The 15,989-nt window shown below is 44.6% G+C and carries 10 protein-coding genes and 1 pseudogene; 4 read left to right on the top strand and 7 right to left on the bottom strand.

Translation table 11 applies throughout. The annotated features are described in order from the left end of the window. A pseudogene (locus AB4517_RS01425) lies at positions 1-160 on the bottom strand (MBL fold metallo-hydrolase); the annotation flags it as partial. A gap of 114 nt (positions 161-274) precedes the next feature. Between AB4517_RS01425 and AB4517_RS01420 the strand changes: the two are divergent. Beyond that, positions 275-1,240, top strand: coding sequence for a GlxA family transcriptional regulator (locus tag AB4517_RS01420; RefSeq protein ID WP_372147778.1), 966 nt, complete (start codon positions 275-277; stop codon positions 1,238-1,240). Between the two features lie 267 nt (positions 1,241-1,507). Here the strand turns inward: AB4517_RS01420 and AB4517_RS01415 are convergent, their stop codons facing one another. Both AB4517_RS01415 and AB4517_RS01410 read right to left on the bottom strand, forming a co-directional pair. Then, the gene (locus AB4517_RS01415; RefSeq protein WP_017064366.1) at positions 1,508-2,701 is read right to left on the bottom strand and encodes an acetate/propionate family kinase; all 1,194 of its coding nucleotides are present in this window, start codon (positions 2,699-2,701) and stop codon (positions 1,508-1,510) included. Positions 2,702-3,444: 743 nt separating this feature from the next. Further along, complete coding sequence (locus AB4517_RS01410) at positions 3,445-5,511, bottom strand: DEAD/DEAH box helicase (RefSeq protein WP_372147777.1); 2,067 nt, start codon at positions 5,509-5,511, stop codon at positions 3,445-3,447. 309 nt (positions 5,512-5,820) lie between these two features. Between AB4517_RS01410 and rnb the strand changes: the two genes are divergently transcribed. Both rnb and AB4517_RS01400 read left to right on the top strand, forming a co-directional pair. Then, a complete protein-coding gene (rnb, locus tag AB4517_RS01405) occupies positions 5,821-7,827 on the top strand; it encodes an exoribonuclease II (RefSeq protein ID WP_017059497.1) in 2,007 nt (668 codons plus the stop codon). Between the two features lie 218 nt (positions 7,828-8,045). After that, positions 8,046-8,876: a helix-turn-helix domain-containing protein gene (locus tag AB4517_RS01400; RefSeq protein ID WP_372147776.1), complete on the top strand. Its 831-nt coding sequence runs from the start codon at positions 8,046-8,048 to the stop codon at positions 8,874-8,876. 184 nt (positions 8,877-9,060) lie between these two features. On the opposite strand, the gene AB4517_RS01395 is transcribed toward AB4517_RS01400, so the two are convergent. Then, positions 9,061-9,423: a DUF3024 domain-containing protein gene (locus AB4517_RS01395; RefSeq protein ID WP_017059495.1), complete on the bottom strand. Its 363-nt coding sequence runs from the start codon at positions 9,421-9,423 to the stop codon at positions 9,061-9,063. A 253-nt stretch (positions 9,424-9,676) separates the two neighbouring features. Here AB4517_RS01395 and AB4517_RS01390 point away from each other — a divergent pair, with 253 nt between their 5' ends. Continuing rightward, positions 9,677-10,492 (top strand): phosphate ABC transporter substrate-binding protein, encoded by an 816-nt coding sequence (locus AB4517_RS01390; RefSeq protein ID WP_017064361.1) that lies wholly within the window; start codon positions 9,677-9,679, stop codon positions 10,490-10,492. Between the two features lie 80 nt (positions 10,493-10,572). On the opposite strand, the gene AB4517_RS01385 is transcribed toward AB4517_RS01390, so the two are convergent. The 3 genes from AB4517_RS01385 to AB4517_RS01375 form a co-directional block, all read right to left on the bottom strand. Next, positions 10,573-11,259 (bottom strand): MaoC family dehydratase, encoded by a 687-nt coding sequence (locus tag AB4517_RS01385; RefSeq protein WP_017059493.1) that lies wholly within the window; start codon positions 11,257-11,259, stop codon positions 10,573-10,575. Positions 11,260-11,593: 334 nt separating this feature from the next. Then, entirely contained in the window at positions 11,594-14,746 is a 3,153-nt protein-coding gene (locus AB4517_RS01380; RefSeq protein WP_372147775.1) for an efflux RND transporter permease subunit, read from the bottom strand. Positions 14,747-14,757: 11 nt separating this feature from the next. Beyond that, entirely contained in the window at positions 14,758-15,894 is a 1,137-nt protein-coding gene (locus AB4517_RS01375) for an efflux RND transporter periplasmic adaptor subunit (RefSeq protein ID WP_017059491.1), read from the bottom strand. Positions 15,895-15,989 lie beyond the last annotated feature (95 nt).

The following is a 15,989-nucleotide window of genomic DNA, read 5'->3' as shown; positions in this document are numbered from 1 at the left end:
CATTACTTGGCATCTCAACCGTTGGATTTTTCGCGGCCTTAGCCTTAATGACTGAAAACGGAGGCATAGAGCCTTTTTTCCCCAACATAGGATCAATAAGGATAAATTTTTCGCCAGATTCAATGATAAAAGTTGCGCTACGTAGGTGATGGATCTTCATAATACCTCTCTAAATTCACTCATGAGTCATATTCTCTATGTGATTTAGTATGCTATTTTCGGTAATCTTGCCATACTGTCTCGAAAGTCAATATTCGCGCAAATCGAGACAAATATGGAGAAATCAACCGAGTTAGTCAAAATCACTTTGATTGCCTTTGAAGGGATCAGTGCTTTTCATCTCTCTGTACCCTGTATGGTGTTTCAAGATATCTTTTTCGATCAGCCGCTTCGGTTTGACTTGAAAATCTGTAGCGAAAAAAGCTCGCCATTGGAAACAAGCTCTGGATTTGGTGTGGTGGTAGATAGCGATTTAAGTGCTATCCAAGAAGCTGATATTATAATTATTCCAAGCTGGCCAAATGACCTGCCAGAGCCAAGTGAGCGACTTATAGAGGCGTTAATAGAGCATCATGATAAAGGGAAGTTGCTGGTAGGACTTTGCCTTGGTTCTTATGTTCTCGCGTGTGCTGGCGTTCTCGATGGCAAACGAGCCACAAGCCACTGGGCGTTTTCCGAACAATTTCAGGAGCAATTTCCTAAGGTGGATTTTGACCCAAACCCTCTATTTGTTGAACATGAGACTATCATTACCTCTGCTGGAGTAGCTGCTTCACTCGATTGTTGTCTACATATAGTGCGCCGTTTGTGTGGTAGTGAGCTTGCGAATGATCTCGCACGTAAGATGGTGACTGCGCCATCTCGTACTGGTGGACAGCAGCAATACATACCAGCACCAGTCAACATAAAACCTCTTACAGAGACAAGTATTAGCCTTGTGATTGAGCTGGTGGAGCAGAGCCTTAATCAGTGTCACTCACTAGATGAAGTCGCTGAGCGCTGTGCGATGAGTAAACGTACCTTCACACGCCAGTTTAAATCCACCTATGGCTGTACATTTGGTGAATGGCTGCAAAACCGACGTTTGGTGCTTAGCCAACGTCTATTAGAAACCACGAAACTATCGATACCTCAAGTTGCAGAGCAAGCGGGTTTTGGCTCTGACAGTGTATTCAGAAAGCACTTTAAATCGGCTTTTCATGTATCGCCGATTCAGTGGCGCACTACATTCAAGCAATAGTCTTAATTTCATTGAGGGCGATGGGGCTAGATCGTCGCATCTATTACTTTTTGTATCTGAAACCTTGCAAGTTCAATTCTAGGCGTTTTTGGGGCATCACAAGCCAGCCCTAACATCACTAGTTTGAAGCTACAAAATGATTTGCCGAAATCAATAGAATGAGTTTTGACTATCTCGCTATAAGGCCACTTAGCGATGGTCTATCCAACATATAAGATCAAAAAAGCGAGCACTAAGCTCGCTTTTAACTATCTGTTTTTGAAAAAATTACAGCAGTTCAACCGACTGTTGAGCAATCACGAATTCTTCGTTGGTTGGGATAACCATTGCTACTGCGTCTAACATTTCAGACTTAGCGATGATCCCTTCAGCACCAAAGCGAGCAGATTCGTTACCTGCTACATCTTCAACGAAACCTAGAATCTTAAGGTTGTTTAAGATCTCACGACGAATTGGTAAAGAGTTCTCACCGATACCACCAGTGAAGATGATACCGTCTAAAGAATCTAGCGTTGCTAGGTAAGAAGCAACGTATTTCGCTACGCGGTAAGTAAACACCTCAAACGCAAGCTTAGCGCCTTCGTGGCCCTCTTCCATTGCTTCTAAGATGCCACGAGCATCGCTCGTAAGACCAGACACGCCAAGGAAGCCAGACTCCTTGTTTAGAGAGTTAAATACTTGCTCTTGTGACCAGCCTTTCTTAAGTAGGTATTCGATGATGCCTGGGTCTAGGTCACCACAACGTGTGCCCATCATTAGGCCTGAAAGTGGTGTGAAGCCCATAGAAGTATCAACACTGTTACCATCTTTAATAGCACATACAGATGCGCCGTTACCTAGGTGAACAGAGATGAAGCTCGATTTTTCGATTGGCTTGTTAACCATCTTCGCAGCTTCACGGCTAACGAAGTAGTGGCTAGTGCCGTGGAAACCGTAGCGACGTACGCCGAAGTCTGTGTATAGCTCTTTTGCGATTGCACCAGTGAATGCACGTTGAGGCATTGTTTGGTGGAAAGCAGTATCAAATACAGCGAACTGAGGTAGAGAAGGGAAAGCTTCAATTGCAGCACGGATACCGATAGCACCTGCTGGGTTATGAAGTGGAGCTAGGTCAGATAGGCTTTCAATTTCGTTCGTTACTTCTTCAGTAATGCGAACCGTTTGAGTGAACTTCTCACCGCCGTGAACGATACGGTGACCGATAGCCACGATATCAGCCGTGAAGCCTAGGTCTTCCATCAGGCCAACCAATTTGCCAATGGCAATTTTGTGGTGGTTATCTTCACCTTGAATGGCAATTTCAGTTTTCTCGCCTTGGAATTTCCAGCTCATACGAGCATCTTCAAGACCAAAACACTCCCCTAGGCCACTTAATACTGCTTCACCAGAAACAGAATCGATTACAGCAAATTTTAGGGATGAACTACCCGAGTTAATAACCAGAACAAACGAATTAGACATTGGATATGGATCCTGTTTCAGTACGAATTGGATGAAGTGTTTACTTCAATTTTAGTTAAGTCCATTATTCAATAATTTTTGAATCTTTCAACTTTTGTTTTGAAAAAATCACTAAATGAACACAATTAAGTTGATCTTGGTCATTAAATTATTTATTTCGAGAGCGGAATTAAAAAATAGTTGAATAAGAAAATTAATGAACAGGTGACGCAAACGAGTGCTCACGTTATTTTTAACTTGATTCAGTTAATTAAAGCGACTCGAACAAATGCAGGTGATCCGCTTGAAAAACAACCACCCTTCCCTTTCGTCTGCTTATCATTACCGATAACTTTTGGCTCGATTTCTCAATTGCTAAGTGTTTGCATCAAAAAGCTCACTGAAGTTGAGAATAGTGATCTGATCTTATTTTGATTGCCTTCGAGCACAACTCTACGAATAGATGCACTGTAACGACGCTTAGATAGCCTTCACTCTTTGTTTCAGCATCTTGTAGCACGTTCTTTTGGTATAGGCTTAGAACGCGATACAGCTAAGTTTTGGCACTAACATTCGTTCTAGGCGCGATGCTTAGTTTCATGGACGAAGCATAGTTACAGGAACGAAGCTTGATTAAAGTAAGTTAGCTACGAATATCGAGCCAACCAAAGCTTAAGTTCAAATAGCAGGCACAAAAAAGCCGAGCATTACGCTCGGCTTTTAAATTCAGTGTCTAGACCTAAAGCGTCTAAGCGACAGGTTGATTAACCTTCGTTGCGCTCTGGACGACGACCACGGTTACCACCGCCATTGCCGTTACCATGGCCACGTTCGCCACGGAAGTTACCACGGTGATCGCCACCACGGTTACGGTCGAAACGACGTTCGCCATCACGTCCGCCAGCAGAGTTACCATCGCGAGCACCATCACGGTTGCCACGGTATCCACCACGACCGCCTTCACGGTTACCACCTTCGCGGTTGCCGCCTTCACGGTTACCACGGTAGCCGCCACCATCACGACCGCCACGGTTGCCACCACGGTTGCCATCACGACCGCCGCCACGACGAGGCTCACGGAAGTCATTGAAATCAACAACTACAGCGCCAGCTTCTTTTTGACGAATGCGAAGTTTGCTTAGCTTACCAGCAGTTTCAGAGTTCATTGCTTTTGGCAGTTGAACGTAAGTAGAACCTTGGTCTAGCTTGATAGCACCGATAGAACCTTTAGTTAGGCCAAGTTCGTTTGCTAGTGCGCCAACGATGTCTTTAACCTGAACGCCTTGCTCACGGCCAACTTGTAGTTGGTAAGTATCCCAATCTTGAGTATTGAAGTTGCGACCACCACCGTCACGGCCATTGTCACGATCTTCACGACGCTCTTTGCGACGGTTCTTATCACGCTCAATAGCAGCGATCATTGGGTCTTCGCCAACGTAGAATAGTGGGCTCTTACCTTGCTGACGCTTAAGAAGCATTGCAGCTAGAGTAGCAGCATCAACTTCTAGAGACTCTTGAAGAGTAGAGATAAGACCTGCAAAGTTTTCTAGTGCTTTGCTTTCTTTCTCAGTTTCAAGTTCAGCGCCAAGCTTAGCAACACGTGCAGCAGCAACTTGGTCACGTAGAGGAAGTTGAATTTCTTCCATTTGAGACTTAGTTACGCGCTCGATTGTGCGAAGCATGCGAATTTGGTTAGTGCGAACTAGTAGGATCGCTTTACCTTTACGTCCAGCACGGCCAGTACGACCAATACGGTGGATGTAAGATTCAACATCGAATGGGATGTCGTAGTTGAATACGTGAGTGATACGTGGAACATCAAGACCACGAGCTACAACGTCAGTTGCAACTAGGATGTCGATAACACCTTGTTTGATGTGATCAACAGTACGCTCACGTAGAGACTGAGGAATATCACCGTGCAGTGCAGCAGCTTTGAAGCCACGTGCAGATAGCCAATCAGCTAGACGCTCAGTGTCTTGACGAGTACGTACGAATACGATTGACGCGTCAGTTTCTTCGGTTTCTAGAAGACGAGACATTGCTTCGTCTTTTTCTACGCCTTTAACAACCCAGAAGTTCTGCGCTACTTTATCAACTGTGTGGTTAGTACCAGCAACGTCAACTTTAGCCGGGTTACGTAGGTAACGGTCAACAATAGTCTTAACCATTGGAGGCATAGTTGCAGAGAAAAGTACACGTTGTGCAGATTCTGGAGCTTGCTCTAGGATCCAAGTAACGTCATCTACGAAGCCCATTTTCAGCATTTCATCTGCTTCATCAAGAACAAATGTGTGTGCTTCATCTAGGTGTAGACGGTCACGAGTTAGTAAGTCTTTAACACGACCTGGAGTACCAACAACAATGTGAGCACCGCGGCTTAGAGCACGCATTTGGTCAACAATTGAAGCACCACCGTAGATTTCAATAACTTTAAGACCTTTGATATCACGGCCAAGGTTTTTGATTTCCGCAGCAACTTGAATCGCTAGCTCACGAGTAGGAGCCATGATGATTGCTTGTGGTTTGTGTTGGTTCAGGTTGATTTTGTTAAGTAAAGGCAGAGAGAATGCTGCTGTTTTACCAGTACCAGTCTGTGCTTTACCTAGTGCGTCACGGCCTTCAAGAAGAAGAGGAATAGCTGCGGCTTGGATTGGAGTCGGAGAAACGAAACCCATGCTATCAAGAGCTGAAAGAATGTTATCGTTTAGGGCTAATTCATTAAATTGAATTACAGATTCGGACATTGGGATCCCACTATATATAAGTAAACAAAAGGTCCCGGGAGCTCTATCAATTCCAATACTGATCCAATCAGATACTGATTCCATTCAGAGTTACGAAGCAGTAATAAAACACTTCAAGCCATTAGGGACGTCTAAGGGAGGCGGATTATTCCCTAAATGCATAAAAAAATCCAGAAAAAATTGAAATACATCACATATTTTTCGCTTTTACATCAATACTGGTTATCATATCGTCAAAACTTGATGAATATCTCGTCACAGCACCCATCTCCTAGCAAATTGACCTAGTTAAATAAGAGGGCAATTAATTAACGCTCACTTCGCCTTTAAGTAGTAATCAAGCCTCGCAATGATTATAGTGTGCTCAATTGTCCTCGATAGATAAAAGTCAAAATGTTTCAAGATAATCCTCTACTCGCTCAGCTCAAGCAGCAAATCCAAGAAACCCTCCCTAAAAAGGAAGGTACCATCAAAGCCACTGAAAAAGGTTTTGGTTTTCTCGAAGTTGATAGCAAAACAAGCTTCTTTATCCCGCCTCCGTACATGAAGAAATGTGTGCACGGTGACAAGGTGATTGCCATCATTCGCACAGAGAAAGAGCGCGAAGTAGCAGAGCCTGAGGAATTGGTTGAACAAGGTCTTACTCGCTTTATTGCACGAGTTAAGCTTTTCAAAGGCCGATTGAACGTTGTTCCTGATCACCCGCAGCTCAAAAAACTGCAACTTAAAGCGAAAGCAATGAAGGGGCTAAACCCTGAAACGCTTAAAGAAGGTGACTGGGTTGTTGCTCATATCGTTCAACACCCATTAAAAGGTGACAATGGTTTCTTGGCTCAGATCTCTGAGAAAATCACAGACGCTGACGACAAGATTGCACCTTGGTGGGTAACGCTGGCACAAAACGATCTACCAAACAGCGAGCCTGAAGGCATCGACAACTGGCTAATCAACGATGACGCCGATCTTGAACGTGTAGACATGACGCACGTCCCTTTTGTGACTATCGATGGCGAAAGCACAAAAGATATGGATGACGCGCTTTACGCGAAGAAGAAAGAGAACGGTGATTTTGAACTGACTATCGCAATTGCTGATCCAACGGCTTACATCTCTCCAGATGATGCGATGGATAAAGTGGCACGCGAGCGCGGTTTCACTATCTACCTTCCTGGTCGCAACATCCCAATGTTGCCTCGTGATCTTGCTGACAACCTATGTTCACTGATCGAGAACGAAGTTCGTCCTGCACTTTGCTGCACAGTAACGGTATCTAAAGATGGCGTTATCGGTGATGACATTAACTTCTTCGCTGCAAACATCAAATCTCATGCTCGTCTTGCTTACGACAACGTATCAGACTGGCTAGAAACAGGTGCATCAGAGAAATGGCAACCATCAGAAGAGATTGCTGCAATTGTTTCTGATCTTCACCAATTTGCTCAAGCACGTTCAGCATGGCGCTCAGCAAACGCTGTTGTGTTCCCAGATCGCCCTGACTACCGCTTTGAACTGAGCGAAGATAACGATGTTGTCGCTATCCACGCTGACATGCGTCGTAGCGCAAACAAGCTGGTTGAAGAATCAATGATCAGCGCGAACATCTGTGCGGGCCGAGTACTAAAAGAGAGCTTCAACCAAGGTGTGTTTAACTGCCATTCTGGTTTCAAGGCTGAGAAAATCTCCGACGTTCTTGAACTGGTAAACCCGCAAGCGGAAACGCCGTTCACTGAAGAGCAAATCATTTCTCTAGAAGGTTTTGCTACTCTACGTCGTTGGTTAGGTTCTTTAGATAACAGCTACTACGACAACCGTATTCGTAAATTCCAAGCGTATAGCGAGATCAGCAATGAGCCTGCACCGCACTACGCGATGGGATTAGATATTTACGCAACTTGGACTTCTCCAATTCGTAAATATGGCGACATGATTAACCACCGTATGCTTAAAGCACACATCTTAGGTAAAGCGCCAATTCAAACACCAGATGAAACTATCGGTGATGAACTTGCCCTGCACCGCCGTCACCACGGCATGGCTGAGCGTAATGTTGGCGATTGGTTGTATGCTCGCACTCTAGCCAATGCTCCAGCAGAAGAAACTCGTTTCCAAGCTGAGATTTTCGATATTAACCGTGCAGGTATGCGTGTACGTTTACTTGAAAATGGTGCTGCTGCATTTATCCCTGGATCTCTCATTCTTAATAATAAAGAAAGAATAGAGTGCAACGGTGATATGGGTACTGTATCTATCGATAAAGAAATGGTATACAAACTGGGAGACGTTTTAGAAGTAGTTCTCTCTGAAGTTAATCAGGAAAACCGTAACTTAGTAGCAAAACCTACTCAAGTATTTGCGGACTTGCCTAGCGAGCCTGAAACGACAAACGAAACCGAAGCTTAAAGGCGTTAACAGCTACAGCTTTCAAGGTTTCGGCTTTCAAGGTTACGGCTTTCAAGGTCAAAGCTATCAAGGTCAAAGCTATCAAGGTCAAAAGCTTCAAAGGTTCACTTCTAAAGGCGCTAATTATTAGCGCCTTTTTTGTAAATGTCTCATGCTTAAACAATACTTAAAAAAAACAATCAATAAGCAATCAATTTACAACGTCAAAGAAGCTCACTATGTCATCAATCACAGTTACTCAGTTCAGAAACTTCATTCCCAGGAGACGAGAACGTTATCCTGCCTCTAAAAACGGTATCTTTATAGTGTCGAAAGGCAGCATTTCTTTTGTGTTGCCCAATGGTACTCAAGCCTCGTTGCAAGCGGGAGATTTCACCCTTTACAATTCTGGTCAGATTAAAGACATCACGGTTAACACTGAAAATGGCGAATTCAGCGCAACCTGCTTAGATTTTGATTTGGCTATCTTTCAAAAGTTCATTAATCAGTTCAGCGATTTAGAGTCCGCTCGAATCCCAGACAAGTACATTAAGTTCAATCAAACGGATACTGAGCTCTGTCAGTTGAAAAATCTCATCATGTCACTGGCCAACTCTTCTTCTCAGAATGACTACGCACTCACTCAATTAGGCTTAAGTTTGCTGTCTTTGATGGTGGAACAGTACCCAGCTCTATTGGCTATTATTGCTCGAGCTTCAAGGTTAACCGTGACCCAAAGAGTCATTCATTACATCGAGCAAAACATTGAAAACAATATCTCTTTGGATACGCTCGCCAGTTACATGGGAATGTCACCGGCTACGCTTAAACGTCGCTTATCGGCTGAAGATCTGTCGTTCTCAAACTTATTAAAGATAAAACGTATTGCTCATGCAGCCACTCAGCTAAGAACATCGGATAAGTCGATCACTCAAATCGCGTATGAGTCAGGCTTTAAAAGTGCCGCTCACTTCAGCACGGCCTTTAAAACGTATCACGGAAAAACACCAAAAGACTTCCGATCGCTAGTGGCACAAGCACAACTGCAGAGCGTAAAGCCGCAAGTTTAAAGAAACAAAGCGATAGATTGATGTGGACGTCTTAGTTGGGAACTGGTGTAAACCAAGTGGCTTCAATATTAAGCCACTTGGGTGTGGGATGAGATGATTTGGCTTTGGGATTCAGTGGTTGAGTTTTGATACTCATTGATTCAGCTTTGCGAGCAGGCCACCAGCAAACGTGAAAACAGAGTGACTATGACCAGAAGTACGATTTAGGGTCTTTTTCTATTTCCGCCAAAATAGCATCAAGATCCTTCGATTTAGGAAGGTACGGATACGGCCCCCAATTCACAGAGTCGGTTTCGACATCCCCTTCAAGCGGCACCATCACTAACCAACAAGACAGCGACTCATCAAAAGTCACGCAGACGATCTCGTTTGTATAATCACTGTGAGATGAGTCGAGTAGATAATGCGCCTGAGAAAACAGCACACCACCCTCACACTCTTCATATAGGGATTTGCCTAGCTCGACAGGTAAACTTCGATTTCGAGATGTACAGAGCCTCTCGGCCCCAATTAAAAGACGATTCAGCTCGATATGAATGACGGACATAACACCCCTTGTAACTTCATAGAAACTTCTAAGTAGTGAATTCCTCTACTTAGCTTAGGACTCAACAAACATTTTAGCGAACAAGCGTAATCAAAATACCTGCCCTGCTCCCAGAAACGAATCTTGCTTTCGGAAACCCAGAAAGCTACGACTCATCAAGCGAACAGCTATACATCGAGAGTATGGAATTTCACAAAAGTGTCATATAACCGACCTATCATATGCGACAAATGTTATTAACTAGGAGTTGTTTATGTTACGAGTCGCGCTTGCCTCTCTTTTATCCTTAGCCCTGTCTTCTCATGCTGCTTTAGCACAAGAAACCACTATTTCGGGCTCCACTTCAGTATCACGAGTGATGGATGTATTAGCTGAGGAGTACAACAAGACTCACCCTGATAACTATATTGCGGTTCAGGGCATTGGTTCTACAGCAGGTATTACCATGGTTAATAAAGGTGTCTCTGACATCGGTATGAGCTCGCGTTATTTAACCGACCGCGAACAAGACGAGAAGTTGAAGGTATTTCCAATTGCCTTTGACGGCCTAGCTGTAGTAACTAACCGCTCAAACGCTGTAAGCAACGTTACACGTGAGCAGCTGTTCGATATCTACAAAGGCAAAATCACGAACTGGAAAGCTGTGGGTGGCGCAGATCAGCCTATCGCAGTTGTCACTCGCGAAGCGTCTTCTGGCTCACGCTATAGCTTCGAAAGCTTGCTTGGTTTAACGAAGATCATTAATGACCGTCTAGTGTCTGACATCAACCCAAATAACTTGGTTGTAAACAGCAACAGCATGGTTAAAACGATTGTTAACCATAACCCACACGCGATTGGTTTTATCTCTGTTGGTTCAATCGACCGTTCGATTAAAGCAATTACATTTGAAGGCGTAGAGCCAACATCTAAGAACATTGCTAACCACAGCTATGAATTGGCTCGCCCATTCTTGTTGCTGCACAAGACAGACTCAGTTTCTGACGAGAGCAAAGACTTCATCAAGTTCGTGAAGTCAAAGCAAGGGCAAGACCTTATCGAAGAGTACGGCTACACTCGCATTAAATAAGTGAGTGAGTGAGTTTTATCTTATGAAAAAAAAGAGAGAGCATTAAGCTCTCTCTTTTTTTTGGAATCTATATGGTTCGTTTAGAAGTGAAGTTGAATCACTGAAACGATCACAGCGCCAGGACGACGAATACCTTCGATTTCGACGCGAATTTCGCGTTCAATCTCTAGGCCTTTCTTAATTGGCGTTACTTTTGTTAGCGTACTTTTAGCACGAACATTACTGCCCGATTTAACAGGGTATGGGAAACGTACTTGGTTAAGACCAATGTTTACGACCATCTTCGCTGTTGGGAATTGAGACTTGTCAGGGTCAACACTGTCAGTCAATCGAGGAAGCAGAGATAAAGTTAAAAAACCATGTGCGATGGTTGTTTTGAACGGAGAGTCTGTTTCCGCTTTTTCAGGCTCAGTGTGAATCCACTGCATATCTTCAGTAACAAGGCCGAACTGGTTAATACGGTCTTGACTTACATTGATCCAGTCGCCAGTATGGATGACTTCACCGATCTGTTGATTAAGCTCATCAAACACAAGTTGTGCTTCTGGCTTAAGTACGATCGGCTGTTCCACCGGCATCTCTGGTGCATCTTCATTGACAGCAGGTTTGTGGTGATCACGAACCCACGCAAAGAAATGGCTATTTTGCGTACGATTAAGAAAGTCGCCCCAGTAATCTCTAAGAGCTGGAGACATCCATTGCATAAACTCTGAGTGTTGCGAAGACATGCTATCGCCTCGGTGTTTAAATAAATCAATGACTTTCATAAGAACCTCAATGCACAAAAAATTTCAATATAACTTCGTAATTTTGAAACACTTCACACTATTGTGCAAATGTTTTCGAGCATACAACCGTTAGCTGAACCTTGTTAAAATCATATTAAACATATACTTACCAATAAAACATCATTTTATTACAAAACCCAAATTAGAGTGTTAGCTCTATCACATGACAAACATTTGTTTATATAAAAGGCGTTTTTATTCATAAGTGGAATAAAAAAAGGCTTAGCGCAATGCTAAACCTTAGTTTTTACAAGGAATTAGTTTTCCGAGGGTTGGTCTTGTAAGAGACGAATCTTACAAGACACTCAATCCTCTATTCGTCATCAAGCGGAACCAGCTTGGTATTACCACCGTGTGCTTTCTCACGCTTACGTTGCACGAATGCGTAGAAGCCAGGGATTAGGAACGTACCCGCCAGTAATACACATAACAGGCCGCCGATCAGTGAAATACCCAGAGAGTTCTGACTCACGTGACCTGCGCCCGCAGCGAAGATAAGCGGGAAGATACCTAAGATGAACGACCAAGACGTCATGTTCACAGCACGGAAACGTAAAGTACCGCCCTTCACCGCCGCATCTTCAATCGGTGCGTCTTTCTCTTCACGCTCAACCTTTGCGAATTCCACAATCAAGATTGCGTTCTTCGCGGCCAAGGCTATCAAGAGAACCAAACCTATTTGTGCATAAAGGTTCAGCGGAGTGCCCGTTAGATTCAATGCCAAGAAGGAGCCTAAGGTTGCGACAGGTACCACGAGGATAATCGCAATCGGAATTGTCCAACTCTCGTATTGAGCCACCATAAACAGGTATATGAAGATCAGAGCCAGTGCGAAAGCAAAGATCGCTTGGTTACCTGCTAGTACTTCTTGGTAAGCCATGCCTGTCCATTCGTACTGATACCCCTGAGGCAATACTTCTGCAGCTACGCGTTCCATTGCCGCAATCGCATCACCACTTGAGTAACCTTCTGCTGGTTGACCTTGAATCACGGCACTGCGGTACATGTTGTAACGCCATGCTACATCTGGTTCAAAGATCTGGTCGTAAGTCACCAATGTGCTTAACGGGATCATCTCGCCATTAGACGAACGAACGTGGAATCGTTGTAGGTCGTCCATGCTGCTACGGTGTTCACTGTCAGCTTGCATGGTTACGCGGAAGTTCTTACCAAACATGGTGAAGTCGTTCACGTACAACGAACCAAGGTTACCTTGTAGTGTTTGGAAAATTTCCGACAACGGAATACCTAATTGCTGCGCTTTCTCACGGTCAATATCGACATAGTAGTGAGGTACGTTCGCACGGAAAGTACTGAATGTGTGTGAAATCTCAGGCTGTTTGCTCGCCTCAGCTATCACGTCATTCATCACCATAGCAAGATCAGTACGGCTTCGGCCTAGCGTATCTTCAAGTACAAACTCGAAACCAGACGCGGCCCCCATGCCCGGAACTGCAGGAGGCCCCATCGCAAACACGACAGCTTGAGGAAGTTCAGTCGCAGCACGACCATTAATACGCTGTGAGATAGCCTGAGCAGAGTGTTGACCATCCAGTGCATTACGCATGTCCCAATCGTGAAGCTTGATGAACATTGACGCACCATTCGACGCAGAAGCGCCCGTCATAAATGCGTAGCCGTTAACCAGTGTTACGCCATCAACACCCGGCTCTTGTTCAACCATTTCAAGCAGCTGCTTAGTCACTTCTTCGGTTCGAGACAAGGATGCCGCGTCAGGAAGCTGAACGTTAACCAGCAAAATGCCTTTATCTTCTTGAGGTACAAACGCCGTAGACGTTGTCTTCGCAAAATAAGTCACAGCCGCCAAAGCCACAAAGAAGAAAGTGAACAGCAGAACGCCTTTCTTAACTAAGAAGCCAGCCACTTGACCGTATTTGTTAGTAACAGACTCTAGACCACGGTTAAATGCTTGGTACCAACGCGCCGTGTTACCACCACCCTGCTTAAGAACCAGTGAACACAATGCAGGTGATAGCGTTAATGCGTTAATTGAAGAGATAACAACCGCGATACAGATAGTCAGAGCGAACTGACGGTACATGATGCCAGTAATACCAGGAAGCATTGCAACAGGGATGAATACCGCAAGTAGAACCAAGGTCGACGTAATGATCGGCCCCGTTACTTCTTTCATCGCAATAAGCGTGGCTTTACGCGGTGAAATGGTTGGGTCTTTAGCCATTGTGGTATCAACGTTCTCGATAACCAAGATCGCATCATCTACTACGATACCAATCGCTAGTATCAAACCAAACAGGGTTACCGTGTTGATGGTGAAACCCGTCATCTGCATGATGGCAAACGTACCAATCAAAGATACCGGAATCGCAACTACAGGAATCAAGGTTGCACGCGCACTACCCAAGAACAGGTACGTTACCGCAATAACCAGCAAGATGGCTTCGATTAAGGTCTTTACTACCCCTTTGATCGACTCAGCAACAAACAGTGTAGTGTCGTAACTTGCTTCATACGCCACGCCTTCTGGGAAGTTCTTGCTTAGATTGTCCAGCATCGCCATCACAGCTTTGCCACTTTCCAGCGCATTAGCGTCTGACTGAAGTGACAGCGTTACGATCGACGCATCTTGACCACGGTATTTACCATTACCGTCGTAGAATTTTTTACCAAGCTCAACACGTGCAATGTCTTTTAAGTAAACCGTTGAACCGTCTTGAGTTGCACGAAGAACAACATTTTCAAACTCATCAGCTGTTTCTAATCGGCCTTTTGTTACCAAGTTGAATTGTACTTCTTGTGCGTTGTTATAAGGTGCAGCACCAATACGGCCTGCAGCAACTTGAACGTTCTGCTCTGCCAACGCGCGATTCACGTCTGAAGTGGTGATATTGAGGTTAGCCATTTTCTCAGGATCTAACCAAACACGCATCGCGTATTCACCACCACCCAACACGTTAACTTCACTGATGCCCTTCACACGAGCCAGTTGGTCTTTAATGTTTAGGTTAATGTAGTTGATCAAGAATTGATCGTCGTACTCACCGTTTGGCGAATAGAAGTTCAATACCATCAAAAGGTCTGGTGAACGCTTTTTAACGGTGACACCCACCATTCGAACTTCTTGCGGAAGCTTCGATTCGATTTGAGCAACTCGGTTCTGAACGTTGACCTGAGCCATATCTGGGTCAGTACCAACATCAAAGGTCACATTAAGGTTGTATGAACCATCGTTAGCGCTTTTAGAAGACATGTAGATCATATCTTCAACGCCGTTAACCGACGTTTCTATGGGGTCGGCTATCGCCTGTTCCACCACTTCAGCACTTGCGCCCGTGTAGAATGCCGACACACTGACCGACGGTGGACTAATTTTTGGATATTCAGCCACTGGCAAGATAGCGAGAGAAATCGCACCCGCCAGCGTTAAGATTATGGATATAACAAGGGCGAACTTAGGCCTTTGAATAAAGAAACGACTTAACATAAATAGTCCCCTTACTCAGCTTGTTCAGCAGAAGCTTGAATACGAACAGACATACCATTACGTACACGCTGTAGGCCTTGAGTGATGACTGCGTCGTTTTTCTCTAATCCAGAATGAACAATCACACCACCTTCAACCTGACGACCCATTTCGATGTTTCTGCGCTCAGCAACGGGTTCGGCTTCTCCTTCAACTAATACCATCACGAAGTCGCCTTCGAGGTCGGTTTGCACTGCACGACGAGGAATAGTCACAACATCAATAGGTTGTTTTTCACGTAGATCAACGCGAACGTGTTGGCCTGGAAGTAGTTGCTGATTCGGGTTATCAGCAATCGCACGCATCGCGATCGTACCAGTATTAAGGTTGATACGGTTGCCCAAGAAGTCAAGCTGACCTAGATGTTCGAACGCTTCACCGTTCTCAAGCATGATCTGAACTTCAACACCTGCAGAGTCGCTGCTGCCATCGCCTTCGATGCGGTCCATACCCAGCTCAATACGCTCTCGCTCACTGATGCTGAACGATGCGTGGATTGGGTCTAGGCTAACCAAAGTCGTCAGTACACCTGAAGACGGCGAAACCAGATCACCCGTGCTCACTTTGGTATCGCTAATACGGCCAGAGAAAGGCGCGATGATTTTGGTATGAGAAAGCTGAACATTCGCAGCATTAAGCTGTGCTTGGCTTGCTTCAAGCTGTGCTTGAGAACCTAACAAGTTTGCGGTTAATGCATCGAATTCAGATTGAGAAATACTGCCTTTCGGAAGTAGGTTTTTACCACGGTTAAAATCAAGCTCGGCTTTCTTAAGGTTCGCGTTTGCTTGAGCAACAGACGCTTTTGCGCTTGCAACTTCAGCTTCAAACGAAGATGGCTCAATGGAATATAGCAGCTGGCCCTTTTCGACCATTTGACCTTCATTGAAATGACGGCTTTGTAGGTAGCCAGAAACTTGTGCAGTAATTGCCGTGTCTTCAACGGCTTCAATACGACCGATGTACGACTTACTTTGCTGGTGAGAAACAACGCTAACATCCTGTACAGCTACGAGAGGTAAAGGCGCTTGCTTAGCATTTTGAGCATCTTGCCCACATCCAGCAAGAATAAGAGAGCTTGCAAGAGCCGTAAGGATCAACTTTTTACGCATGGTTATACCGTCACTTATTAGTATTTGAACAGCATAAAATTTACGTAACACCTCTGTTACCATTGTCCGAGGAATATCAATTATAACTGGCCAAA

It is taken from the genome of Vibrio sp. 10N.222.52.C3, from assembly GCF_041474195.1.
In the GTDB taxonomy this organism is placed as follows: Bacteria; Pseudomonadota; Gammaproteobacteria; order Enterobacterales; family Vibrionaceae; genus Vibrio; species Vibrio crassostreae_C.
Note: the sequence above shows the minus strand (reverse complement) of the source record. Positions and strands in the feature narration are given on the sequence as shown.